Here is a 22,146-nt window from a genome sequence, read left to right on the forward strand (position 1 = left end):
GCATCGGCGCTGTGCTTTACGCGTCGATGGGACGCAGTCTGAGTTCTTGGTCGGCGGCGAGTGCGAGGAGTTCGTCGTCGTGGCTGATGAGGAGGACGACCGCGCCGTCGTCGGCGAGATCGCGCATGACCTGGGTGATGGAGTGGAGGTGGCGGCGGTCGACGCCGGAGCTGGGCTCATCGAACACGACGATCCGGCGGGCGCTGAGCCGGGCCGCGGCGACGACGAGTCGCTGCTGCTGGCCCCCGGAGAGGGAGAGCGGGTGGCGGTCCGTCAAGGCGGCGAGGTCGAGGTCGTGCAGGAGCGCGCCGGAGCGCTCATTGGTGAGGGACACGCCGAGCCGGAGTTCGGCGTCGACGCTGTCGGTGAATAGCTGTCGTTGCACGTCCTGCATGACGATCGCGCTGGCCCGCTGCCGTTGTGCCCGGCTGAGCCGGCGCCCGTCGAGGAGTACCTCGCCTTCGTGACGTTGCAGGCCGGTGAGGATGCGGGCGAGCGTGCTCTTGCCGGCGCCGTTCGGGCCGGTGACGGCGGTGATCGCTCCGGCAGGGAGACGGGCCTCGTCGATGTCGAGCACGCGGCGGCCATGGAAGGCGCAGCGGATGTTGCGTAGGTTCACACCGGTCGTGATGCTCGTGGGGACGGCGTCGCGGTCGATGCTGGGCCCGTACGCCTGTACCTGGAGGGTTGTTGGGCGTGGGGGAGGGCTGAGGCTGCGGAGTCCTTTCGCGCGGACGGTGTCGTCGTCGAGGGCGGCGAACTCCTCGCCGAACCATTCGGCGTCGATACGGCCGTCACGCATGACGACGACCCGGTCGGCGATGCCGCGCAGGTAGTGCAGCCGGTGCTCGGCGATGACGATGGTCGCTCCACCGGCCCGGAGCCGGGCGAGTGTGGCGGTGAAACGTTCGATCGCGGCGGCGGAGAGGTTCGAGGTGGGCTCGTCGAACAGCAGCAGTGACGGGTGGTGGGCGGTCGCGGCGGCGCAGGCGACCTGTTGCTGCTGGCCGCCGGAGAGGTCCTGCAGTCGCCGGTCGGTGAGGTCGCGTAGCCCGTGTTCGTCGATCCCCGTGGCCACGCGGTCCCGGATGCGTTCAGCCGGTTCGCCGAAGTTCTCCAGCGCGAAGGCGAGTTCGGTCTCGGTCGTGTCGGTGAAGAACTGGCGGCGGGGATGTTGCAGGACGGTCCCTGTGCGGTGGCCGAGCCGGTCGAGTGACAGGTCGGCGACGACCTGCCCGTCGAGGAGGACGGAGCCTTCGAGCTTGCCCTCGTGGAAGTGGGGGATGAGGCCGTTCATGAGCCTGAGCGCGGTGCTCTTGCCGGAGCCACTCGGACCGCACAGCACGAGCGTCTCTCCGCGCCGCACGTGCAAAGTGAACCCGTCGAGAGTGGGGGTGTCCGCGCCGGAGTAGGTCCAGCGCACCCCTTTGGCGCGGATCACCACAGCACCGTGGCCGCGGCCAGGGCCGCCGCGACGAGCGCGGCGGCGAGGTCGGCGACGCCGAGGCGCGGCGGGTGCATGGCGGTGGGCCGCGACGTCGAGCCGAGCCCACGGAGCAGGGCCGCGGCGGAGAGGTCCTCGGCCACGCGCAGGCTGGAGGAGATGAGCGGAACCGTGAAGCGCTCGATGCTCAGCACCGGGTGGCGGAGCAGGCCGCCCCAACCGCCGATCCCGCGCAGCCGCATGGCGTCGTGCACGGCGCGGGCCTCGGCGATGATCGTGGGGAGGAACCGCAGCATCACGGCCGCAGACACGGTGATGGCGCGGGGGACGCGGGCGGCACGCAGCGCGGCGGTGAGCTCGGTGGGCGAGGTGGTGCTCATCAGGTGCAGGGCGATGCCGCCGATGGCGACGAAGCGGACCAGGTACGCGGCCATGGTGGCGACGACGCCGACGGCGGGATGCGGCATGGCCGGCGGCAGCAGATAGGCGACGGCCGCGATGCCGGCGGCGCCGACCGGCAGGGCGACGGCGCGGGCCCAGGCGCCTTCGTTGAGTGCGAGCAGCACTCCGAGGACGAGAGCCGCGGGGATGAACGACGCTCCGTCCGGCGCCATGACGACCAGGCTCGTCGCGAGCACGAGCAGCGCCTTCGTCCGGGGGTCCAGCCCGAGCACCGGGCGGGCACGGGCCGCCGCGGCGGCCCGCTCCCCGACCGCCACCGGGGTTGCGGTCACGCCAGCCCGGCCTTCTCGAAGTGCTTGCGCATCAGCCGCAGGCCGAGAAGCCCGCCGAGCAGGCCGAAGACGATCGTGGAGAGGTCGAACGCGACGAGCACCCCAGGGGAGAGCAGGGCCTGCATCTGGCTGACGTAGTCGGCTCCCATCATCTGCATCGAGGGGCCGGAGAAGTAGGCCTCACGGTCAAAGAAGATCGGCATCATCGGCCCGACGTACCAGGCGGAGTAGACGCCGTAGGCGAGTACTCCCAGGCGGCGGGAACGGTACCGGCCCGCCCAGATGATCGCCTCGGCGACCAGCGCGCAGCCGACGCTGATCAGGAAACTGATCAGCGGGTGCCCGCTGAGCATGAGGAGCCCCGCGGTGACGATCGCGAAGATCGTGACCATGCCCGCGTGCCGCACCCGGGTGAGGAACAGCATGAACGGGATCCCTCCCGCGACGATGCTCGCGACGAGGGAGACCAGCATGACGGCCGGGTTGATGAACCCGAGCATGTTGATCCCGAACACGACGACGAGATAGAGGGCGCCGAAGACGCCGATGTTGATGAGGTCCTTCGGGCTCATACGCACGTCGAAGCGGCGCTCGGCCGGGGTGATTGCGGTCACGGGGTTCCTTTCGAGGCGAGTTGCCAGCCGCGGGCGCGGAGGCGCTCGTTCCAGAAGCGCGCGTACGTGCCCCCGGAGGTGAGCAGGGCGTCATGATCGCCGTGCTCTGTGATCCGTCCCCGGTCGAGGACGAAAATGCGCTCCGCGGCCACCACGGTGGACAGGCGGTGGGCCACGACGATGACGGTGCGGTCGCGGGCGAGCTCGGCGATCGCGTCGGCGACGGCGGCCTCGTTGGCCGGGTCGAGCGCGGCCGTGGCCTCGTCGAACAGCACGATGGGGGCGTCCTTGAGCAGGGCACGCGCGATCGAGACCCGCTGCTTCTCCCCGCCGGACAGAGTGGATCCCGCCTCGCCGACCCGGGTGTGCCAGCCGTCCGGGAGGCGCTCGACGACCTCGTCGAGCCGGGCGATGCGAGCCACCCGGTCGAGGTCGGCGTCGCTCGCGTCCGGGGCGGCCATGCGGAGGTTGTCGGCGATCGTGCCCTCGAACAGGTAGACGTCCTGGAACACCTGCGCTGTCAGCCGGGAGACACCGGCGCTGCCGAGCTCGCGGACGTCGCGGCCGCCGATGAGGATCGCGCCCTCGTCCACGTCGAAGAAGCGGCCGATGAGCTTGAGCAGGGTGCTCTTGCCCGAGCCCGACGGGCCCACAATGGCCGTGAAGCTGCCGGAGGCGATCTTCACGTCGACCCCGTCGATGACCGCAGGGCCGTCGTAGCCGAAGCGCACCCCACGCAGCTCGAGGTCGGCACCTGCGGGTTCGGCGGGATGTTCCGGTTCGGGCAGCGGCGGCACCGCGAGCAGCGCTCGCACCCGGCCGATGGCGTCGGCGTTGATCTGTACGTGACCGGCGAGCCCGCCGAGTTGGGAGATCGGGTCGAGCATGCGGAGGGTGACGATCAGCACGCCGATCATGACCGGGACCGTGATGGTGCTCTGCAGAGTGAGGGCGGCCGTGAGTGCGATGACGGCCGTGACGACCAGTTGCAGGGTGCCGAAGAACGCGATCATTCCCCAGGCTCCGCGGATCGTGAGCCGCGACTGGGACCCGTGCTGGCGGACCAGGGACTCCTCCAGCGTGCTGAGCTCCGGCCGGTCGAGCACGCCGTAGGCGCGCAGCGTCGGCTGCTGGCGGGCGTACTCGACGATGCGGGATGCGGTCACGCCGATGTCGTGCTCGTAGTCGTCGTCGTTGCGGCGCACGATCACCATGAGCAGCCGCAGCGCCAGCGCGCACAACACCGCCCCGGCGGTGAAGGCGACGCCGATCCGCCAGTCGAGCAGGAAGCTGCCGACGATCATGGTGGCCGGCGCCGCCAGGCCGACGATGACGTGACGCAGCAGATGCGCGGGGATGTTGGCCACATCCATCGTGCCCTTGCCGAGCATCCGCCCGATCGGCCCGGTCCGGTCGCCGTGGAACCAGCCGATCGGCAGCGTGGCGAGGTGGTTGCCGATCCGCTCATGGAAGCTGGTGAGTACGTCCGTACCGACGAGGTAGCCCAGCGACGTGCTCCAGGCCAGCAGCACGTGATGGGCGGCGACCGCGGCGACGATCGCCCCCAGCCAGAGCCAGAACCGGCCCCAGTCCACGGGCGGGCTCGTCAGAGTGGCGATGAGCGGGGCCACGAACAGGAATCCGAGACCCTGCAGGACTCCTTGCGCCGCCTGCACCACGAGCATGACGCGCAGATGCCGGCGGCCGCGCTCGTCGAGGAGCTCGAACAGGTATCGGATCATGGCGATCATCAGCGTGTCTCCATCCCGGTCACGGCGTCCTCACGGATGCGCTGGTCGTGTTCCCACAGCCGCGCGTAGAGGCCGTCGCGGGCAAGTAGCTCCTCGTGCCTGCCTTGCTCGACCACGCGGCCGGCGTCCAGCACGACGATCCGGTCCACGCCCCGGATGGTGCTCAACCGGTGCGCGATGACCAGCACGGTGCGATCGCGTGTGACCTCGCTCAGCGCGTCCTGAATGTGCGCCTCGTTCTCCGGGTCGGCGCTCGCTGTCGCCTCATCCAGCACGAGCACCGGCCGGTCGGCGAGGATCGCGCGGGCGATGCACACCCGCTGCCGCTCGCCCCCGGACAACTCGGCGTCCTCGCCGGCCACGGAGTCCAGTCCGCGCGGGAGCTCCTCGAGCCGGTCGAGGATCCGCGCTTTGGCGGCCGCCGCGCGGACGGCCGCGTCGTCGGCGTCCGGGCGCGCGAGGCGGATGTTGTCCCGGATGCTCATGCGCAGCAGCGCGGAGTCCTGGAACACGAAGGCCACGTGCCGATACAGCTCGGCGGGGTCGATGTGGCGCAGGTCGACGCCGTACAGCTGGACCGAGCCCTGCTGCGGGTCGTCGAACCGGGGCAGCAACTTGGCGAGAGTGGACTTGCCGGACCCGGACGGGCCGACCAGTGCGGTCACCGTGCCGCGTTCGAGGTCGAGGTCGACGTCGTCCAGCGCGACCGTGTCGCCGTAGGTGAAGCGGACGCCGCGCATCCTGACCACCGGACCGGGCGCGTTCGGGTCGGGCACGACGGGTTGGGCCGGGACGGGCAACTCCGGGCTGGAGAGCACCTCACGGATGCCGCGCGCCACGCCCAGAGCCGTGACCAGCGGGTGCACCGACATCATGATCGTCATGAAGCCCGCCGTCGTGACAGTACCGAACACGAGGAACGCGATGAGGCTCGCCACTGGCAGCGCGCCCGTCGCGGTGAGCGCTCCTCCTGCGGCAGCCATGACGACGAGCACGCTCGGCGGCGAGAGGAGGATCTCCGCGATGACGCTCGCCGCGGTCGTCGCCCTGGCCCAGTCCAGGAAGAAACGTGCGAAGCTGCGCGACACCTCCTGGAAGCGGCGGCTCGCCACCCCCGGGGTCCCGAACGCCTTGACGACCCCGATGCCGTTGACGAACTCGACCGCGGCGCCGCTCAACCGGGTGAGCCACTCTATGAACTCGGGGTATTTCGTGTTCGCCCCCGCCATCGCCCGCTGGTACACGATCAGGCCGACGGCCAGTGGAAGCAGGCTGATCAGCGCCATCCGCCAGTCGACGGCGAAGAGGTAGGCGATCGCCACCAGCGGCGGGACCGCGGCGGCCGTGACCTCCACCACGGAATGAGCGATGAGCTGGTGCAGCGCCGCGACGTCGTCCTCGACCGTCTTCTTCACGGTGCCGGAGTTGCGGTCGGTGAACCAGCCGAGGGGAAGCCTGCGCAACTTGGCCAGCAGGTCCCGGCGGATGCCGAACGACACCCGGATGTCGGCGAGGTGCGTCAGCACGCCCGCGCCGAACGTGCCGAGCTGCTTGACCGCCAGGGCCACGAGCGCGACGACGATGATCGGCCACACATCCGTGTCTCCATGCAACAGCCGCCGGCTGATCTCCACGACGGCCACCAGCGGCGCTATCCCGGCCAGAGCGCTGACGGCGGTCAGGACGGCGCAGCCGATCAGGGTGGCACGCGCAGGAGCCAGCACGGAAGGCGCCCCCTGCGTCGATAAGACCGTGGAAGTGGACATACGGCACCCTTCGCGACAGAACCGGATCAAACCAAGCGACCTAACAAAGAAATAGTAACGATAATCGTTTCCAATGGCCACCATGTGAGCGCCCGCCGGCCCGGCCTCATGGTCCGCACTGCTCGAGGGCTCCTCCCGTTCAGGCAGGACCTCACACGGGATGACGCCGAAAGACTCCAAGGTCAGAACGAATGAGCCCAACAGCCGCACTGGCCTCTTCTGAAGCGGGCAGGACGATTTGAATATCGTTATCGTTTCGTCCAGGATGATCCGTGCTGTCCGTGGTGGGGGATTTGGACGGCTTCGCAAGCATCCATGGAGAGGAACACCCGTGAAGCCAGTCGCGAGAGCGGCTCACTTAGTGCTGGCAGGTACCGTCCTCGCCGCAATACTCGTCAGCCCCGCGGCCGCCGAGGACCCGGCGGCTCCCGCGAGCAGTCAGGCCGCACCGCCCTCAACGCGCACGATCACCCTGGTCACCGGTGACGTGGTGCGGTTGACGACTTTCGCCGACGGCCGGCAGGGCGCGGTGGTCGACAATGACACCGACAGCTGGCAGATCACCGAGCAGGACGGCGCGGTCTACGCGATTCCGGCCAAGGCCGAGCCGTACCTGGCGGCCGGGGTGCTGGACGAGGAGTTGTTCAACCTCACCGAGCTCGCCGCATCCCGCTACGACGACGCCTCCCGGCCGAGCCTGCCGGTCCTGGTGACGTACGGCAGGAGCGTCAAGGCCGCCTCGGCGGACGAGCCCACGGGTGCGGTCAAGGAGCAGAGTCTGCCCAGCGTCAACGGCGCGGCCCTGGAGGTGGCCAAGAACAAGGCCGATGACTTCTGGGACTCGATCGTGCGTGAGGGCAGCGCCAAGCTGGATGGCGGCCTGTCGGGGATCTGGCTGGACAGCAAGGTCAGCGCGGTCCTGGACCAGAGCGTGCCGCAGATCGGGGCGCCGCAGGTCTGGGCCGCCGGCTTCAACGGCGCGGGTGTGCAGGTCGCGGTCCTGGACACCGGCATCGACGACACCCATCCGGATCTGGCCGGACGGGTGAAGAAGAGCAAGAACTTCACCGAGGACCCGGACGTCTACGACGATCACTCCCACGGCACGCACGTCGCCTCGACGATCGCCGGGAACGGCGACAGGCACAAGGGCGTGGCGCCGGCAGCGGACCTGTTCATCGGCAAGGTGCTCAACCACGACGGAGACGGTACCGAGTCGGACATCATCGCCGGCATGGAGTGGGCGGTTGCCGAGGGCGCCGACATCGTGAACATGAGCCTCGGCGGCGACCCGACCGACGGGACCGACCCCTTGGCGCAGGCCGTGAACCGGCTGTCGGCCTCCGGCACGCTGTTCGTCATCGCGGCGGGCAACAACGGCAGGAGCCAGACCGTCACCTCACCCGCCTCCGCCTCGGCCGCGCTCAGCGTGGGCGCCGTCGACGGTGCCGACGCGCTGGCCTCCTTCTCCAGCCGCGGCCCCAGGCTCGGCGACTACGCGATCAAGCCCGAGATCACGGCACCGGGCGTGGACATCGACGCGGCCAACCCGCATCCCCGCGACCCGAGCCTGCCGTGGAACCCCTACCGCAGGTCCAGGGGGACCTCGATGGCCAGCCCGCACGTCGCCGGTGCCGCGGCGCTGCTGAAACAGCAGCACCCGGACTGGAGCGGCGAGCGACTCAAGGCCGCCCTGGTGAGCACCGCCCGGCCCAACCCCGCGAACTCGGTCTACGAGCAGGGCGCCGGCCGCCTCGATGCGGAGAGGGCGCACCGGCAGAGCGTGCACGCGTCACATGGGGTGGTGGACTTCGGATTCCTGCCGTGGCCGTACGATGCGGCCCAGCAGCCGGTCGACAAGACGCTCACGTACACCAACACCGGCGCCCAGCCCGTGACGCTCACGCTGGCGCTGGACAAGGTCACCGGGCCCTTCGCCCTGTCGGCGTCGTCTCTTGAGGTGCCGGCGCAGGGATCGGCGGAGGTGACGGTCACCTACACCCCGGCGGGCAGTGGCCCGGGGACCCTCGGCGGGTGGGTGAGGGCGACCGCGGGCGACGGCACCGAGCTGCGCACCGCCATCGGCGCCGCCAAGGAGCAGGAGATGTACGACCTGCGCGTCCCCGTGCTCGGCAGGGACGGAAAGCCGGCCGTCTCGGGGTCGGTGACGCTGTGGGGCGTCGACGCCCGCTTCTCCAAGGAGGTACGGCTGGCCGACGACCCGGAGCCGGTCTTCCGCGTCCCACCGGGCCGCTACAGCCTGATGGCGATGGTCTCGACACTGGACTCCTCAGGTAAGTGGGATCTCGAGGTGTCCGCATTGGGCAACCCGGAGCTCGGCGTCACCGGCGACGCCACCGTGACGCTGGATGCCCGCCAGGCCAAGGAGATCAGGATCTCCACTCCGCGGGAGAGCACGGTGCAGGATTCCGTGCTGGGCTACCGGCGTGAGGCAGGTGGTCGGACGCTGACCCGCCTGGCCGCGCCCCTCGGCTCCACTGAGCGGGTTTACGCCACCCCGACGCCCAAGGTCACCGAGGGTTTCTTCGAGTTCTTCACCCAGGTCGACCTGCTGGCCCCGAGGATTCGGGCCACCGACGCAGGCCGTGCGATTCCGATGTGGGTCATGGGCCTGGGCGAGCACGCCGGGTTCGATGGGCGGCATCTGCTGAGGGTCGTGGACGCCGGATCGGGCCGGCCCCAGGACTTCCCCAGCAGGAAGATCAAAGGTGCCATCGCGCTGATCAAACGCACCGACGGCGTGGAGTACGCCGACCAGATCGCGGGTGCCAAGAAGGCCGGGGCGGCGGTCGCGCTGGTCTACGACGACCGCCCCGGGCGGCTGGTGCAGACAGTTGAGGACGCCGCGCTGCCGGCCTTCTATACCAGCCAGGAGGAAGGAGAACGCCTGCTCGAACGCGCCAGGTCTGGGGAACTGCGGCTGGAGTTGCGGGGCACGATGTACAGTCCGTACTCCTACGACGTGATCACCCCGATGCAAGGCGGCATCCCCGAAAACCTCGGCTTCACCGTCGACCGCACCAACGCGGCCAGGACGATCAGCCGCTACACCGCGTCCGGCACGGGCAACGACACCTACACCTCCACCCGCTTCTTCTTCCGCCCGTGGGACTTCCCGTTGTCCGTGGACACCGCCGATCAGTTCCCGGCGCCCTTCGTCAGGGAGGAGTGGGTCTCCGCCGGCGACACCAGCTGGCAGCACGACGCCGTCGAAGGCGGCGACCTGATCGACTTCTCTCCGATGTACGAGGTCGACCGCGTCTACCAGCCAGGCCAGGAGCTCAGCCAGACCTTCTTCGGCGCCGTGCTGCACCCCGGCACGACCCGCGGCAGCGGCCATTCCTTCTGCAACTGCACCGGCGCGTACTGGGACGGCGACGGCCTGTTCTTCACCATCGCCCCCGCGCTCGACGGAGACGCCAACCACTCCACGAACTATCTGGATCACAGCTTGGGAGTGGACGAAAGCGAAGTGAAGGCACGTGTCTACCGCAACGGCCAACTGATCGCCGAGGAGTCCGGCCTGAACGGGACGTACGTCCCGGCGCAGCCGGAACGGGCCACCTACCGGGCGGAGATGACCCAGGCCCGCGACCCCGCCTCGTGGGCTTTGTCGACGAAGACCAGCACCGCGTGGACGTTCACGACCGAGAAGCCCGCCTCGGATGAGCAACGCATGCTCCCGCTCGTCATGGTGGACTACGCCCTCGACCTCGACCTGTACAACCGGGCCCCGCGTGGCCGGCCGTACTCGTTCGGGATCTCCCTGCGCCAGACCGACCCGCAGGGTCCACGGATCACGCAGGCCAAGGTGTGGACCTCCATGGACGACGGGACCACCTGGAAACCGGCCGACGTCTCCGGTGCGAACGGCTCCTACACCGTGCGGCCCCACCACCCGAGCCGGGGCGGGTTCGTCTCGCTGCGCGTTCAGGGGAGTGACGCGGCAGGCAACACCGTGGAGCAGACCATCATCCGCGCCTATGGCTTGACCGGACGATGATGAGGTCCGCGGGGTGGGCGCCGGTGGTGCCCACCCCGCGGAGCCGGTCAACGGGGATCGTGGCGGGTCCCCGTTCCGATGAGTGAGGTGGCGTCCAGTTCGCTCAGCTTGCGCTCGTCGAGGAGGCGCCAGAGGGTCGTGCGCACCCGTTCGACGGCGGATTCCTCCAAGCCGGCGAGCATGCCGCGAAAGCCGCTGCCGAGCACGAACCGCCAGGCGAGCGGTGGGTCCAGGGGGATGTGCAGGGGTGAGCGGGTCACGGTGACCTTTGTCAGGCCGCGGGCGGTCAGCCAGGTTGTCAGCTCCGGCTCGGTGTCGATCCTCGACGCCGCCTGCCTGCTGGAGGGCGATCCTGGCGGGGTTCCCCGTACGTGCTCGACGGCGTCGGCGAGCACCCGGCCGAAACCCTCCATCGCGCCCTCGGCCCATGTGGTGATGACGAGCCGTCCGCCAGGCCGGAGCAACCTGGCCAGGCGGGAGACTGACGCGTCCATGCCGGGCAGGAAGAAGACGCCGTGGACGCATTGCACCACGTCATAAGGGCGGCCTTCGGGAGGCTCCCAAGTGGTGGCGTCGGCCTGGACGAAGTGTGCGTTCTCCAGCCCTTCGAGCGCCGCGCGGCGGCGGGCGTGGGTCAGTAGCCCTGGGGCGAGGTCGATGGCGTCGACGTGCCCCTGCGGCCCGGTCGCTTTCGCCGCCGGTACGGCTGAGGCGCCCGCGCCGCAGCAGACGTCCAGCACGCGTTCGCCCGGCTGGATCCGGGCCGCCGTGACCGTCGCCTCGCCGATGCGATCCCACAGCACCGGTGAGACCTCGGCGTACTCGGCGGCGGCACGGTCGAAGACGGCGCCTATGCCGGCCTGTGTCATAGAGGTTCTCCCGTTGGTGAAGTACGTCCCTTCTGTGTAGAAATGATTATCATCTCGTTTGGTAGCCGCGGGCGGTTGTGCCGCCCGCGGCCGCGGTCAGATCATTGGACGGTTATCTTGTCCACTTCGACGGTGATCCCACGGACCTGCGGTGTGACCGGGAGCCCTACTGACTTGCCAGAATCCCGTCGGCAATCCGGCACATTTGACGATCGACACCGCCCACCTTCTGCCGCTCGTCCTGCGGGCGGCAGCGACGAGGTCTCACCACGTGTCCGTGGTACCGCCAATCAGGCACCGCTGCCGTCGAGCGGTCAAAGGGGCGAGTCGAGCAGGCAGCGAGAAGTCCCGTGCAACTCGTCGGTGACCACGCGACCGGCCACCCCGAACACCTTTGCCAGCAGCTCCGGCGTGATCACGTCCTTCGGCTTGCGCCCCGGACGCCGACGTGGCGAGCGCCCTGCGTACCGCCCAGCTCGCCATCGACCCGGAAGTGCCGGTGGGCGAGCGGGGCGTCACGCTCTCCGGCGGCCAGCGCGCCAGAGTGGCCGTCGCCCGGGCGCTCGCCACGGGCGCGCCGGTGCTCGTGCTCGACGAGGCGGTGGCCAACCTCGACACCGACAACGAGGCCCGCCTGGCCGAGGCGCTCGAGGAGGCCGCCGCCGGCCGGGCCACGCTCGTCATCGCGCACCGCCTGTCCACCATCCGCAGAGCGGACCACATCGTGCTCCTGGAGGAAGGACGCGTGGCCGCCGAAGGCACTTACGACGAGCTCAGCGAGCGGCTGTCCCACCTGTTCGCGCGAGAGTCATGAAGGCTGGCCCACCCGCATGTCCAGTGCGCCCGCCCGTAGCCCCAGCCACCACCGGGGTGCCCGCCGCGACGTGCTCGGCCGCGAGCAGGGCGAGGACCAGGCGCCGCGAACGGCGAACAGGCCTGGCGTCCACGGGTCGCGGACCAGCGGCTCCTCAAAGCGCTGATGCTGCTCAGCCGCGGGGTCGCGTACTGTCATGCGCTGTCCCCCAGCCAGCAGCGCGACGTGCCTGGCGTGCTCGGCCACGAGCTGCAGGTCCTGGGTGACGATGACCACGGTCCGGCCCTTGCGCAGGTCATGATCGCGCGGGTGTCGAACCGTCGTACGGACATGGGGGCTCCATTATGTATCGATAGGATCCGTCGCACGAGCTGATCGCTGGCCGCCCTCGCAGGCCGCACATACGCCGTACACCTCTTCGGCTCTGAAGCCGTCGACGACGTTCTCCTCTTGCCGTTCAGCCACGAGCCCGCAGACGCGGCAGACGAGATGGTGGTGTCCAGCGGTTCCGCAGAGCCGGTAGACGGCCTCGCCCGCGTGTGTGAAGACGTGCACGATCCCCGCCTCGGTCATCGAGGAGAGGGCGCGGTAGACGGTGGTGAGGCCGATGTTCTCGCCGCGGTCGTGCAGTTCTGCGTGCAGACGCTGGGCCGAGACGGGCAGTCGGTGGGCCGCCAGGACGTCGAGGACGAGAAACCGTTGACTGGTCGCCCGGATGCCGGCGGCTTCCAGCATCGGACCCCACCGAGCTCTCTCCACCTTGCCTCTCCTCGCCGAAGAGCGGCGGCCGGGCCGCCCCGCGTTCAGACGGCTCTGGTGATGAGCCATAGTCCGAGGTCGGCGGGGCCGGTGGGCGCTGCCTGCAGTCCGTGCTCGGTGAGCTCGGCCTGGAGCTGGTCCTGGTCAAGGACCCACCAGGTGTAGGAGACCTCCACCTCCTCGTCCGGCTCGCCGTCCTGGATGGCGCGGTAGGTCATGTGCCAGGTGATCAGGCCGGGGCCGGCGGGCTCGGCGCGGCCCCAGCCTTCGTAGCGGCGGCGTCCGATGCGAAGTTCGGAGAAGCGGGTCTGCGGCACGGTCGTTGGTTCGGCCGGGGGCTGCAGGTTGAGCACGGCCCTGCCGCCGGGCAGGAGGCGTTGGTCGAGCAGTTTCCAGATCGTGTGGCGGTCGGCGGGGTCGAAGTGGCCGATGACGTTCATGGCGACCAAGGCACGTCGGGGAGAGCCCGCGTGATCGCCCGCGTGCCGTGCCCGCCTCCTGCTCCGACATCTACGACCGGCTCAGGGGCTCCGCGAAGCGCCTCGGAGAGCGCCGGACCCAGGACCGTCCAGTGGGGCGCGAGCATCACGTCCACGAACTCGGCGGACCGCTCGTACTGATCCGTCATGCGATCACCTGGCCTCGCGGGAGGAATAGGGCAGCAGGGCCATCTCCCGGGCGTTCTTGATGGCGCGGGCGATCTGCCGCTGCTGCTGCACGGTCACGCCGGTCACCCGGCGGCTGCGGATCTTGCCGCGGTCGGAGACGAACTTCCGCAGCAGGCCGGTGTCCTTGTAGTCGATGTAGCCGATCCCGATCAGCGGGTTGGTCTTCTTCCTGGGTGGACGGCGGGGCTTCATGCACTCTCCTTGAGATCCAGCATCGGGGCGAACGGGTCATCGTGCCCGGCCCACTCCGCGGCGCCGGGCAGGGCATCGTCGTGGTCGATCAGGCACGAGTCGAGCAGCGAGATAATGCGGTCGCGGTCCAGGTCGGGGCCGGTGAAGACGAGATGCTGGACGCGGTCGCCGACGATCGGGTTCCAGTCCAAAGCGGCGGCGGCACGCCGGGCCGGGGCGACCAGATCCCAGGCCGCCTCGGGCAGCGCCGCCAGCCACGGCCCGGCGTCCTCCACGGAGACCGCCCCGGCCACCGCATCCCAGGCCAGCATGCGCTCGTGCCGGTTGGCCAGCCAGAACCGGCCGCGGGAGCGGACCGTGGTGGTGACCAGCTCGTCCATGGCCTCGAACAACCGGCTCGGGTGCAGCGGGCGCAGGCGGTGCCAGACGAGTGTGGTGATCTCGCCCGTCTGGGCGTCGGCGGGGAGCTGGGCGGTGGCCGGGTCGACGCGCTCGGCCAGCTCGTGCACGCACAACGCGGCGCCGGCGATCTCCGGTCTGGTGACGATCGGCGTGTGCGGCGCCAGATGGCCCAGCACGGCAGTCGACAGCTCGGTGTCCTCGGCGTCGCCGCCGTGCAGGGACAGAGTGGCGGCGTACTCGATCTGCCGGGCCAGTACCTCGGCCAGATAGCGCTGGTCGCCGGCCGCCGCCTGGCCGGTCTCGCTCAGACGGTCACCCCGGCAGATGTCCACGGGCATGTGCTCGGCGTCCAACGCGGTATGCACGCACACCAGCCGGACCGTCTCCGCAGCGGCCAGGGCCTCGGCCACCGGGCGCGGCTCGACCGAGTCCCACAGGTCGACGATCAGCAGGGACGCCGTGCCGGCGCGGCGCAGCAGCTCGGGAAGGAGGTCCTCGCGGACGGTGCAGGTCACGCAGCCGTGCGCCAGGCGTACCTCGGCAACGTCCAGGACGCCGGAGACGTCACGGACCACGCGCTCGACCCGGCCCGCGCCGATGGTGCGCAGGTCGTGATGGATCGCGACGGCTCCCGGATGACGGCGCAGCAGCCGTTCGACGGCGGCAGCCCGGGCACTGCGGTGCAGACCCGCGACCAGGGCGACAGGGGTGGGCACAGGGCCTCCTTGGCACGAAATGAAAATCATTGTCGATGTCATCGTATGCTGCGTCAACTCCGAAGGGAGTGGAAAGCGCACTCAGAGTCGGCGTCCGGGCTCCGGTTCACGCGATCAAGCGGACGGGGGCCGAGTACGAACCTGTCCCATACCCTGCTTCCGGCGTAACCTGAAAAGAGGCAGAAAAGCCCTATGAGGCATCTTCGGTGACGAACCGATAGGGAGTTTGGGCATGTCAGTGACTGCCGAACACCGCCAGCACGTCGAGCACACTCACGAGCACGGACTCGGCTGCGGCCATGTGGCCGTCCCGCATGGCCAGCATGTCGACTATGTCCACGACGGTTGCCTGCACCGCGTCCATGAGGATCATGTGGACGAGTGTGAGCCGAAGTCGCACGTCGCGCACGATGCGCATGACCACCAGCACGGGCCCGAGTGCGGGCACGTGGCCGTGCCGCACGGCGATCACGTCGACTACGTTCACGACGGACACCGTCACGCCTCGCACGAAGGGCATTGGGACGACCACTGAAAGTTGCGGGGCGCGCACTCGACCTGGTCCTCAACGGCGATGTGCGAGGCGATGGACCGGGTCGAGACGGTCGGCAGTGCCCTGTGTGCCCGACGCCGTCGCTGAGCTTGCCGCGCGGTGCGACCTGGACGAGAGCGCCCTGCGTGCCGTTCCCGCTCAGCTCGCGGCACGGGCCATTGTCGCCGTCGACGGGCAAGGACGGCATCCGTAGGCCGTCGAGTGTTCGGTCAGAGTGTTAGGCGGCCTGCCGCCCGAGGCGAAGCCGCGGATTGAGCCGGTCGGCGTCCAGATCAGCGTCTGCCAGCCAGGCCGCCACGGCCTCGGCGTCCGCTCGGGTGAGAACCGGTCCGATGGGGATCGCCGCACCGCTGGGCCGTCGACGGGCGTCGCAGGGTTGCACCACTAGATAACACCCGCGGTCGTGCGCCGCGCCCGGCTGGCAGCGCGGCGCACGAAGCAGGCATCCGGTGCGGACAAGGACGCTTTGAGGGCGCTGCCGGACGATGGCGGCGAGCTGTGGCAGGAGCGCGAAGCCGGGGTCATGAGGGCGACAAGGATCCGCCTGGCAGACCGCCACGGTGAAGGGCTGGTCGGTCATGATTCCTCCCACCACGCCAGCGATATGGACAACGACTCTAATGAAAATCATTATCGTTGTCCATAATTAACTACGGTGTGGCACTCCAGATGCCGACCGCCTGCTCGCCCTCGGCCTGGCCGACCGGATCGTCGGCATCTCGCGGACGTTCAACGACCCGCCCGCCGACCTCAAAGCGGCCTACGACAAGCTCCCCGCACTCGCCGAAGACAAGGTCGCGCCCAAGGGAGCCACCCTCGCCGCCAAGCCGAACCTGGTCATGGCCGTGTGGGGAGATGACGACCTCGACGCCTCGCGCGGCCTGGCCGGCCGCGCCGAAGTGGAGGCGGCAGGTGCGAAGGTGCTCGGCGTGAGCGACCGAGCCAACGTGTAGCCGGGATGTCCAGGCCCTTCCGTCGGCACCTCGGAGACCGCCAGGTCATTCCGGTTGGCCATGCCGGGTCGCCGCGGGGGGTGGCTCGGCCACCGGGATGCCCCATCATGCTGCCGCACTCGGATGGTGTCATGCACGGGAGGCGGCCCGGTGACCGGGTACCTCATTCGATCCTGATCAATCCGCGCTGGTAAGCGCGGACGAGACGGCGGGGCACGAGCAACTGCCGTCCGTTCACGGTGATCGGGACCAGGTCGGGCGCGGTGGCCTTCCACTGGCTGCGCCGGTGGCGGGTGTTGCTGCGCGAGGTCTTGCGCTTGGGTACGGCCACAGCTACCAGCTCGCCTTCGTGATGCCGGGAAGCTCGCCGCGGTGCGCCATCTCGCGGAAGCGCACCCGTGAGAGCCCGAACTTGGTGAGGTGGCCGCGGGGGCGGCCGTCGACGGAGTCGCGGTTGCGCACGCGGGTGGCGCTGGCATCACGCGGCTGGCGCGCCAGCTCCCGTGCGGCGTCCGCCCGTTCCTGCGGGGTGCCGACGCGGATGATCTCCTTCAGCTCGGCCCGCCGTTCCGCATAACGCTGGACCACGGCCTTGCGCCGCTCGTTCGCGGCGATCTTGCTCTTCTTGGCCATCAGACCTTCTCTCCCCGGGCCCGGATGCGGGCGACGGCCTGCTCGATGCCGATCTTGTCGACGGTCTTGATCGCGCGGGCGCTGAGCGTCAGCCGGACGTAGCGGCCCTCGCTGGGCAGCCAGTAGCGGCGGCTCTGGATGTTGGGGTTCCAGCGGCGCCGGGTGCGCCGGTGGGAGTGGGAGACGTTGTTGCCGAAGACCGGTTTGACGCCGGTGAGCTGGCACTGAGCGGACATCAGGTCCTTCCGTAGCGCTGGTTGAACCGCTCGACGCGCCCAGCGGTGTCCAGGACGCGGCTGCGGCCGGTGTAGAACGGGTGACTCGCCGAGGACACATCGACATCCACCACCGGGTAGGTGTTGCCGTCGGTCCACACGATCGTCTTGTCGCTCGTCATCGTGGAGCTCGTGAGGAAGGCGAAGTCCGCGCCGGGATCGCGGAAGACCACCGGCCGATAGTCGGGGTGGATGCCCTTTTTCATCGCTCCTCCCGGAAGAGCACGTGCTGACGGATCGTCGGGTCGTATTTGCGAAGGGTGAGCCGGTCGGGGTCGTTCCGGCGGTTCTTTCTGGTCACGTAGGTGTAGCCGGTGCCGGCCGTCGATCGAAGCTTGATCACGGGGCGCACCTCGTTTCTCGCCAAAGCGGTTCCTTTCTACTGGCGTACCTATGCCATGCTAACGATAACGGTTTTCATCGCCTTCGACGTCCGCGCATCTGGAGGCTCAGTGCCAACCCCCGTCGTCCTCATCGCGAGCCTGTACGGCATGGCCCGCGCCGCCACCGTCGAACGGCTGATACGGCGCCGCTTCGGCTGCCTTCGCCTTCGCGGATGGAGGCGATGATCAGAGTTCCGAGGACCTCGACCGGTATCCCGAGCCCCTGATTCCCCTCGCGTGGCGGGTCGGCTTCGAAGACGAAGCGGAGCTGCGCCGCCTGGCCGACCGGCACGCCGGCGCCGCCAACCATCCCTTCCTTGACGGCGAAGGTGATCGCCGTCATCTAGTTGCACCGTACAACGAGATGGTTGTACGGTCGAACCATGGCGGATGAGCGTGACCTTCAGGAAGCCGTGGGCCGGTTCGTCCGCGCCTTCGGCCTGCATCAGCCCGACCAGACCCCCTGCGGGCGGCCCATCCCGGTGTCGGAGGCGCACGCGCTGGGCGAGCTGGCCAGGGACGGCGCCCTGCGGCAAAGCGAGCTGACGCACCGGCTGCGCCTGGAGAAGAGCACCACCAGCCGCCTGGTCACCCAGCTCATCAACCGGGGCTGGGCCGAGCGCATCCCGGCCCCGGACGACGGGCGCGGTGTCCTCGTCCAGCTCACCTCCGCCGGAAGGAACGCCGCCGAGCAACTGGCCAAGGCCAGAGCGGCCCGCTTTTCCTCGATCTTGGACCGTGTGCCGGAGAACGAACGCGCCGGCGTCCTGCATGCCCTGGAAATCCTCACGGAGGCCATAGATGATCCTTAAGAAGCGACGTATCCCGCTGCTACTGGCCGGCCTGGCGGTGATCGCCGCCGCGTCGGCCGGGTACGCGCTGGGCGGCCAGAACGGCGGCAATGAGGCTCAGGCGCTGGGCGCCCGCCAGGCGGAGGTCGCGGCCAAGAGCCGGCGGGTGATGCCGTTCGACCTGGAGCGCACCACGCACCGCTTCACCAAGTGGGCCACCGGCGGCCTGCAGACCGTCACCGCGGACGACCCCGCCGACGCCCAGCAGGTCACGCTCATCCGCGAGCACCTGACCGAGGAGGCCGTGGGCTTCAGCAAGGGCGACTACGTCGACCCCGCGTCCATCCATGGCGGCAAGATGCCAGGCCTGCAGGAGCTCGAGGCGGGCCATGACCGGATCGACATTCGCTACGCGGAGGCTCCCGCCGGGGCGCAGATCACCTACACCACCTCCGACCCGGCTCTCATCAAGGCGCTGCACGCCTGGTTCGACGCCCAGGTCACCGACCACGGGCAGCATGCCGAACACGGATGACCCACCCCCAACGCCCGACTACCTGAACCCGTCGCGCGGGTCACCGTCAGCCCTCCCTTCCCAAAATCCGCGGACCGTCGCTCAACTACACGCTGCGCTGCGTGTTCGGCCGTTCGGTGCCGGCCACCTCATCTGATGCGTAGTGCGTCCAATAGCTGAGCCAGGGCGGCCTGCGTGGCCGGCAGATCGGCGGGGTCGTCCGACTCGGCGAGCCACAGCGCTGCCTCGTTCATCGCGCCCGACAGCAGGTGGGTCAGTGGTGCGACCGGCTGAGGCGCGATCGTCCCCTGTTCGATCAGGACGGTGAGCACGTCGGCCAGGTGGCGGGCCGAGGCGGCCTCGTCCATCGCGCGCCATTCGTTCCAGCCGAGTACGGCGGGGCCGTCGATGAGCATGATCCGCTGAATGCCGGGGGTGGTACTGGCGGTCAGGAACGCCTGGCAGCCGGCGGTCAGACGCGTCCAGAGGTCGTCGTGGACGTCGGCGGTCTGCGCCACCGTCTCGGCCACCTCTTGCTGCACCTGCTCCAGGACGGCACGGAACAACGCGGCCTTGCTGTCGAAGAGATGGTAGAGCGCGCCCTTGGTCACCCCGGCCTCGGCGACGATCTCTGACAGGCTCACCGCGCCATACCCCTGGGCTGCGAACAGGCGCCTGCTCTCCCGCAGGAGGGCCTGCCTGGTCTGCTCCCGCTGCTGTGCTCTGACGCCGCGTGTCTCCATGCTTCCCTCCCTTGACATACCGATGGTACGTCAAATACATATTGGCGTACCGATGGTACGCGAAAGGGGTTCATGTGGAACTGACCAGCTTCTATCCGGTGATCTGCACCACCCGGATCGAGGAGTCCCGCGACTTCTACACCGGGCTGCTCGGGTTCGAGACGACATTCGAAGCCGACTGGTACGTCAGCCTGCGGCGTCCGGGGACACCGTCCTATGAGCTCGCGCTGCTCGACCACGCCCACCCGACGCTGCCCGAGGCGTATCGCCTTCCTGTGCGCGGGCTGCTGCTGAACTTCGAGGTGGAGGATGTGGACGCCGAATGGGAGCGGCTCGTCGTCGGCGCGGGACTGACCGCCGAACTCGAACTGCGCAGCGAGGACTTCGGGCAGCGGCACTTCATCGTGGCCGATCCCAACGGGGTCCTGATCGACGTCATCACCCCCATCGCACCATCGGCGGAGTACGCCGACCAGTACGTCGATTCCCGTCGATGAATCGTGCTCTCGTGACTGACTTTGACCCATCCGGCTCGAAGAAGCTCTGCCCCGGCGCCGCACGCGCCGGGCTTACCCGTGCTCGCTCGTCTTTGGGGTGGCGTAGACCTGGCGCCAGTGCTCGGCCGAGCGGACCAGGTCCTCGCCGACGCTGGTGAGGAACTGGCTCATGTTCTCCAGCCGGACCCCGGCGGGGGTGGTCGGGCCGAGGGTGTGGGCGCTTTGCCGGGCGGTGTCGGCGAGCAGGGCATTGGCGCGGGCACTGGCCAGCATGGCCTGGTACCAGACGTCGTCGTCGATGACGTACCGCTCGGCCCGGCTGCGGGGGTCGCGTTCGCGGCGGATGAGCTCCTGTGCTTCGAGGTAGCCGACGGCTTTGGAGATCGAGGCGGGGCTGACCTGCAGGCGCTGGACGAGTTCGGCGGAGGTGAGGCTGCCGCTGTCGATGGTGTACAACGCCCCTAGCACTTTGGCCATCATCTGCGGAATACCTCCCTGCACCAGCAGGTCGGTGAGCTGGTCGGCCACCTCGCGCACGGTTTGCAGGTCGCGCTCGCCTGCGTTGGCATCGCCGCGTGCGGTCGCGGGGGTGGTCCTGCGGCGGTGGACGCGCCGGTCGGCGGCGCGCTGGGCTTGGTCGGGGCGGTAGGCGCCGGGGCCGCCGTTGCGCATCACTTCGCGCGTGACGGTCGAGGTGGGCCGTTTGAGGCGGCGGGCGATCTCGGCGTAGGTGAGACCGCCGGCCAGCCCGTCGGCGATCTGACGGCGGTCCTGCTGAGTGAGCCTGTCTCCGGGCACGGCGTCCGCCTCCTGCTCGCTCGACCGCCCGCGCGCGGCCGAGGGGATCTCGGTTGACGCACAGTGTGCATCCAGCGGGCGACGACATGCAACTCGCGATGACCCGTATTGCATCAATCGGCAACCGTCATGCAACGAATACTGGCAGCTGAGCTGCTAATTCTCTGTTGCTTCGCGTATTCGTGATTGACGATCCCGAGTATGCAACGTAGTTTTTCGTTTGTCGCGAAGATCGACAACAGAACGGGGGCCCCGATCAGCCCCCACAAGCCCGAAGGAGACCCCATGAACAGCCAGGCCACCACCCCCGCGAACGGGATCGTCCCCGGCCAGGCCGAGATCGAGCGCCTGCTGGACGCCGCCGTGACCGAGCAGGGCTACCCCGGCATGATCACTGAGATCCGCAACGGCGCACAGCAGTGGTTCGGTTCAGCGGGCGTGGCAACGGCCACGACGGAAGCAAGATCACCATCCGGCAGCTGCTCAACCACACCAGCGGCATCTTCGCCTACACCCTGGATGAGGGCATGCTCGAGCGCTACTGGACGCCCAAGCTGCTGGAGCACCGCTTCGACAAGCTGACCCCTGAGGACCTGGTGAAGATCGCCGTCTCCCACCCGGCCGACTTCCAGCCGGGCCAGGACTGGGGCTACTTCAACACCAACTTCGTTCTCGCCGCCATGATCATCGAAAAGGCGGCCGGCATGTCGTACGCCGACGCCGTCGCCTACCGCATCGCCCGCCCGCTCAAGCTGACCGGCACCTACGCTCCCGGCGGCGAGACCGGCTTCCGCGGCCCGCACACAGCAGCTACTCCAAGCTCATGCTGCCCGACGCCGACGCCCCCATCCACGACGTCACCGAGCAGAACCCCAGCTGGGCCTTCGGCGTCGGCGAGATCATCTCCACCGCCGCAGACCTCAACACCTTCCTCAACGCCCTGCTCAGCGGCTGGCTGCTACCCGCCGCCCAGCAGACCGAGATGTTCACCATGACCCCAGTCCCCGACGGCAAATGGCTGGACGGCTACAGCTACGGCCTCGGCATCTCCTCGGTCACCCTGCCCTGCGGCACCACCGTGTACGGTCACGGCGGCATGATCACCGGCACCTGGTCGTACCTGTACGGCACGCGCGACGGCAAGCGCATCGTCACCCAGAACGTCAACGGCGACTGGGGCATGCCGCCCATGGACCTGTTCATCGGGGTCCTCGACGCCGCCTTCCGCCCCGCCGCCTGACCCTCCCCCTTTC

At 69.2% G+C, this 22,146-nt stretch carries 28 protein-coding genes and 1 pseudogene; 7 read left to right on the forward strand and 22 right to left on the reverse strand.

Annotation, left to right across the window (positions count from 1 at the left end; all coding sequences use genetic code 11):
• Nucleotides 1-16 precede the first annotated feature (16 nt).
• The 5 genes from Q9G87_RS45640 to Q9G87_RS45660 are packed head-to-tail and all read right to left on the reverse strand — an operon-like array spanning nucleotide 17 to nucleotide 6,309.
• Nucleotides 17-1,441 (reverse strand): ABC transporter ATP-binding protein, encoded by a 1,425-nt coding sequence (locus Q9G87_RS45640; protein ID WP_305922899.1) that lies wholly within the window; start codon nucleotides 1,439-1,441, stop codon nucleotides 17-19.
• Nucleotides 1,438-2,178 carry an energy-coupling factor transporter transmembrane component T gene (locus tag Q9G87_RS45645; RefSeq protein ID WP_305922900.1) on the reverse strand — a complete coding sequence of 247 codons (741 nt, stop codon included), beginning with the start codon at nucleotides 2,176-2,178 and terminating at the stop codon, nucleotides 1,438-1,440. Before Q9G87_RS45645 ends, Q9G87_RS45640 begins: the two co-directional genes overlap by 4 nt.
• The gene (locus Q9G87_RS45650) at nucleotides 2,175-2,792 is read right to left on the reverse strand and encodes an MptD family putative ECF transporter S component (RefSeq protein ID WP_305922901.1); all 618 of its coding nucleotides are present in this window, start codon (nucleotides 2,790-2,792) and stop codon (nucleotides 2,175-2,177) included. The genes Q9G87_RS45645 and Q9G87_RS45650 overlap by 4 nt, the downstream gene beginning before the upstream one ends.
• The gene (locus Q9G87_RS45655; protein WP_305922902.1) at nucleotides 2,789-4,543 is read right to left on the reverse strand and encodes an ABC transporter ATP-binding protein; all 1,755 of its coding nucleotides are present in this window, start codon (nucleotides 4,541-4,543) and stop codon (nucleotides 2,789-2,791) included. The genes Q9G87_RS45650 and Q9G87_RS45655 overlap by 4 nt, the downstream gene beginning before the upstream one ends.
• Nucleotides 4,543-6,309: an ABC transporter ATP-binding protein gene (locus Q9G87_RS45660; protein ID WP_305922903.1), complete on the reverse strand. Its 1,767-nt coding sequence runs from the start codon at nucleotides 6,307-6,309 to the stop codon at nucleotides 4,543-4,545. Before Q9G87_RS45660 ends, Q9G87_RS45655 begins: the two co-directional genes overlap by 1 nt.
• Nucleotides 6,310-6,670: 361 nt before the next feature.
• On the opposite strand from Q9G87_RS45660, the gene Q9G87_RS45665 reads away from it, so the two are divergent.
• Complete coding sequence (locus tag Q9G87_RS45665; protein ID WP_305922904.1) at nucleotides 6,671-10,333, forward strand: S8 family peptidase; 3,663 nt, start codon at nucleotides 6,671-6,673, stop codon at nucleotides 10,331-10,333.
• 47 nt (nucleotides 10,334-10,380) lie between these two features.
• Here Q9G87_RS45665 and Q9G87_RS45670 read toward each other — a convergent pair whose 3' ends face one another.
• Complete coding sequence (locus Q9G87_RS45670) at nucleotides 10,381-11,202, reverse strand: class I SAM-dependent methyltransferase (protein ID WP_305922905.1); 822 nt, start codon at nucleotides 11,200-11,202, stop codon at nucleotides 10,381-10,383.
• Nucleotides 11,203-11,650: 448 nt separating this feature from the next.
• On the opposite strand from Q9G87_RS45670, the gene Q9G87_RS45675 reads away from it, so the two are divergent.
• Nucleotides 11,651-12,016: an ATP-binding cassette domain-containing protein gene (locus Q9G87_RS45675; protein WP_305922906.1), complete on the forward strand. Its 366-nt coding sequence runs from the start codon at nucleotides 11,651-11,653 to the stop codon at nucleotides 12,014-12,016.
• On the opposite strand, the gene Q9G87_RS45680 is transcribed toward Q9G87_RS45675, so the two are convergent.
• The 14 genes from Q9G87_RS45680 to Q9G87_RS45745 all read right to left on the reverse strand — a co-directional run bounded on the left by Q9G87_RS45680 (nucleotide 12,011) and on the right by Q9G87_RS45745 (nucleotide 17,893).
• Entirely contained in the window at nucleotides 12,011-12,292 is a 282-nt protein-coding gene (locus Q9G87_RS45680) for a hypothetical protein (RefSeq protein ID WP_305922907.1), read from the reverse strand. The genes Q9G87_RS45675 and Q9G87_RS45680 overlap by 6 nt on opposite strands.
• Nucleotides 12,293-12,358: 66 nt before the next feature.
• Nucleotides 12,359-12,751 (reverse strand): Fur family transcriptional regulator, encoded by a 393-nt coding sequence (locus tag Q9G87_RS45685; RefSeq protein WP_305922908.1) that lies wholly within the window; start codon nucleotides 12,749-12,751, stop codon nucleotides 12,359-12,361.
• A gap of 68 nt (nucleotides 12,752-12,819) precedes the next feature.
• On the reverse strand, nucleotides 12,820-13,215 hold the full coding sequence (locus Q9G87_RS45690; RefSeq protein WP_305922909.1) for a hypothetical protein: 396 nt from the start codon (nucleotides 13,213-13,215) through the stop codon (nucleotides 12,820-12,822).
• Nucleotides 13,212-13,403, reverse strand: coding sequence for a hypothetical protein (locus Q9G87_RS45695; RefSeq protein WP_305922910.1), 192 nt, complete (start codon nucleotides 13,401-13,403; stop codon nucleotides 13,212-13,214). Before Q9G87_RS45695 ends, Q9G87_RS45690 begins: the two co-directional genes overlap by 4 nt.
• 4 nt (nucleotides 13,404-13,407) lie before the next feature.
• Complete coding sequence (gene rpsR, locus Q9G87_RS45700; RefSeq protein WP_305922911.1) at nucleotides 13,408-13,635, reverse strand: 30S ribosomal protein S18; 228 nt, start codon at nucleotides 13,633-13,635, stop codon at nucleotides 13,408-13,410.
• Nucleotides 13,632-14,753 (reverse strand): CobW family GTP-binding protein, encoded by a 1,122-nt coding sequence (locus Q9G87_RS45705; protein WP_305922912.1) that lies wholly within the window; start codon nucleotides 14,751-14,753, stop codon nucleotides 13,632-13,634. The genes rpsR and Q9G87_RS45705 overlap by 4 nt, the downstream gene beginning before the upstream one ends.
• Nucleotides 14,754-14,988: 235 nt before the next feature.
• Nucleotides 14,989-15,240: a hypothetical protein gene (locus tag Q9G87_RS45710; RefSeq protein WP_305922913.1), complete on the reverse strand. Its 252-nt coding sequence runs from the start codon at nucleotides 15,238-15,240 to the stop codon at nucleotides 14,989-14,991.
• Nucleotides 15,241-15,523: 283 nt separating this feature from the next.
• On the reverse strand, nucleotides 15,524-15,886 hold the full coding sequence (locus Q9G87_RS45715; RefSeq protein WP_305922914.1) for a hypothetical protein: 363 nt from the start codon (nucleotides 15,884-15,886) through the stop codon (nucleotides 15,524-15,526).
• 536 nt (nucleotides 15,887-16,422) lie between these two features.
• Nucleotides 16,423-16,590: a 50S ribosomal protein L32 gene (gene rpmF, locus Q9G87_RS45720; RefSeq protein WP_305922915.1), complete on the reverse strand. Its 168-nt coding sequence runs from the start codon at nucleotides 16,588-16,590 to the stop codon at nucleotides 16,423-16,425.
• A 2-nt stretch (nucleotides 16,591-16,592) separates the two neighbouring features.
• Complete coding sequence (rpsN, locus tag Q9G87_RS45725; RefSeq protein ID WP_305922916.1) at nucleotides 16,593-16,892, reverse strand: 30S ribosomal protein S14; 300 nt, start codon at nucleotides 16,890-16,892, stop codon at nucleotides 16,593-16,595.
• On the reverse strand, nucleotides 16,892-17,128 hold the full coding sequence (rpmB, locus tag Q9G87_RS45730) for a 50S ribosomal protein L28 (protein ID WP_305922917.1): 237 nt from the start codon (nucleotides 17,126-17,128) through the stop codon (nucleotides 16,892-16,894). Before rpmB ends, rpsN begins: the two co-directional genes overlap by 1 nt.
• The gene (locus Q9G87_RS45735; protein WP_305922918.1) at nucleotides 17,128-17,373 is read right to left on the reverse strand and encodes a type B 50S ribosomal protein L31; all 246 of its coding nucleotides are present in this window, start codon (nucleotides 17,371-17,373) and stop codon (nucleotides 17,128-17,130) included. The genes rpmB and Q9G87_RS45735 overlap by 1 nt, the downstream gene beginning before the upstream one ends.
• Nucleotides 17,370-17,534 (reverse strand): 50S ribosomal protein L33, encoded by a 165-nt coding sequence (rpmG, locus tag Q9G87_RS45740; RefSeq protein WP_305922919.1) that lies wholly within the window; start codon nucleotides 17,532-17,534, stop codon nucleotides 17,370-17,372. The genes Q9G87_RS45735 and rpmG overlap by 4 nt, the downstream gene beginning before the upstream one ends.
• A gap of 104 nt (nucleotides 17,535-17,638) precedes the next feature.
• The gene (locus tag Q9G87_RS45745; protein WP_305922920.1) at nucleotides 17,639-17,893 is read right to left on the reverse strand and encodes a hypothetical protein; all 255 of its coding nucleotides are present in this window, start codon (nucleotides 17,891-17,893) and stop codon (nucleotides 17,639-17,641) included.
• 40 nt (nucleotides 17,894-17,933) lie between these two features.
• Here Q9G87_RS45745 and Q9G87_RS45750 point away from each other — a divergent pair, with 40 nt between their 5' ends.
• Nucleotides 17,934-18,362 carry a MarR family winged helix-turn-helix transcriptional regulator gene (locus tag Q9G87_RS45750; RefSeq protein ID WP_305922921.1) on the forward strand — a complete coding sequence of 143 codons (429 nt, stop codon included), beginning with the start codon at nucleotides 17,934-17,936 and terminating at the stop codon, nucleotides 18,360-18,362.
• The gene (locus tag Q9G87_RS45755; RefSeq protein WP_305922922.1) at nucleotides 18,352-18,876 is read left to right on the forward strand and encodes a hypothetical protein; all 525 of its coding nucleotides are present in this window, start codon (nucleotides 18,352-18,354) and stop codon (nucleotides 18,874-18,876) included. Before Q9G87_RS45750 ends, Q9G87_RS45755 begins: the two co-directional genes overlap by 11 nt.
• A 128-nt stretch (nucleotides 18,877-19,004) precedes the next feature.
• Here the strand turns inward: Q9G87_RS45755 and Q9G87_RS45760 are convergent, their stop codons facing one another.
• Nucleotides 19,005-19,598, reverse strand: coding sequence for a TetR/AcrR family transcriptional regulator (locus Q9G87_RS45760; protein ID WP_305922923.1), 594 nt, complete (start codon nucleotides 19,596-19,598; stop codon nucleotides 19,005-19,007).
• A 74-nt stretch (nucleotides 19,599-19,672) separates the two neighbouring features.
• Here Q9G87_RS45760 and Q9G87_RS45765 point away from each other — a divergent pair, with 74 nt between their 5' ends.
• Complete coding sequence (locus Q9G87_RS45765) at nucleotides 19,673-20,095, forward strand: VOC family protein (RefSeq protein ID WP_305922924.1); 423 nt, start codon at nucleotides 19,673-19,675, stop codon at nucleotides 20,093-20,095.
• A gap of 72 nt (nucleotides 20,096-20,167) precedes the next feature.
• Here the strand turns inward: Q9G87_RS45765 and Q9G87_RS45770 are convergent, their stop codons facing one another.
• Nucleotides 20,168-20,893 (reverse strand): GbsR/MarR family transcriptional regulator, encoded by a 726-nt coding sequence (locus tag Q9G87_RS45770; RefSeq protein WP_305922925.1) that lies wholly within the window; start codon nucleotides 20,891-20,893, stop codon nucleotides 20,168-20,170.
• A 419-nt stretch (nucleotides 20,894-21,312) separates the two neighbouring features.
• Between Q9G87_RS45770 and Q9G87_RS60975 the strand changes: the two are divergent.
• Both Q9G87_RS60975 and Q9G87_RS45780 read left to right on the forward strand, forming a co-directional pair.
• A pseudogene (locus tag Q9G87_RS60975) lies at nucleotides 21,313-21,663 on the forward strand (serine hydrolase domain-containing protein); the annotation flags it as partial.
• Between the two features lie 53 nt (nucleotides 21,664-21,716).
• Nucleotides 21,717-22,133 carry a serine hydrolase gene (locus Q9G87_RS45780; RefSeq protein ID WP_305922927.1) on the forward strand — a complete coding sequence of 139 codons (417 nt, stop codon included), beginning with the start codon at nucleotides 21,717-21,719 and terminating at the stop codon, nucleotides 22,131-22,133.
• The last annotated feature ends 13 nt before the right edge of the window (nucleotides 22,134-22,146 follow it).

Source organism: Nonomuraea turcica (assembly GCF_030718205.1).
In the GTDB taxonomy this organism is placed as follows: Bacteria; Actinomycetota; Actinomycetes; order Streptosporangiales; family Streptosporangiaceae; genus Nonomuraea.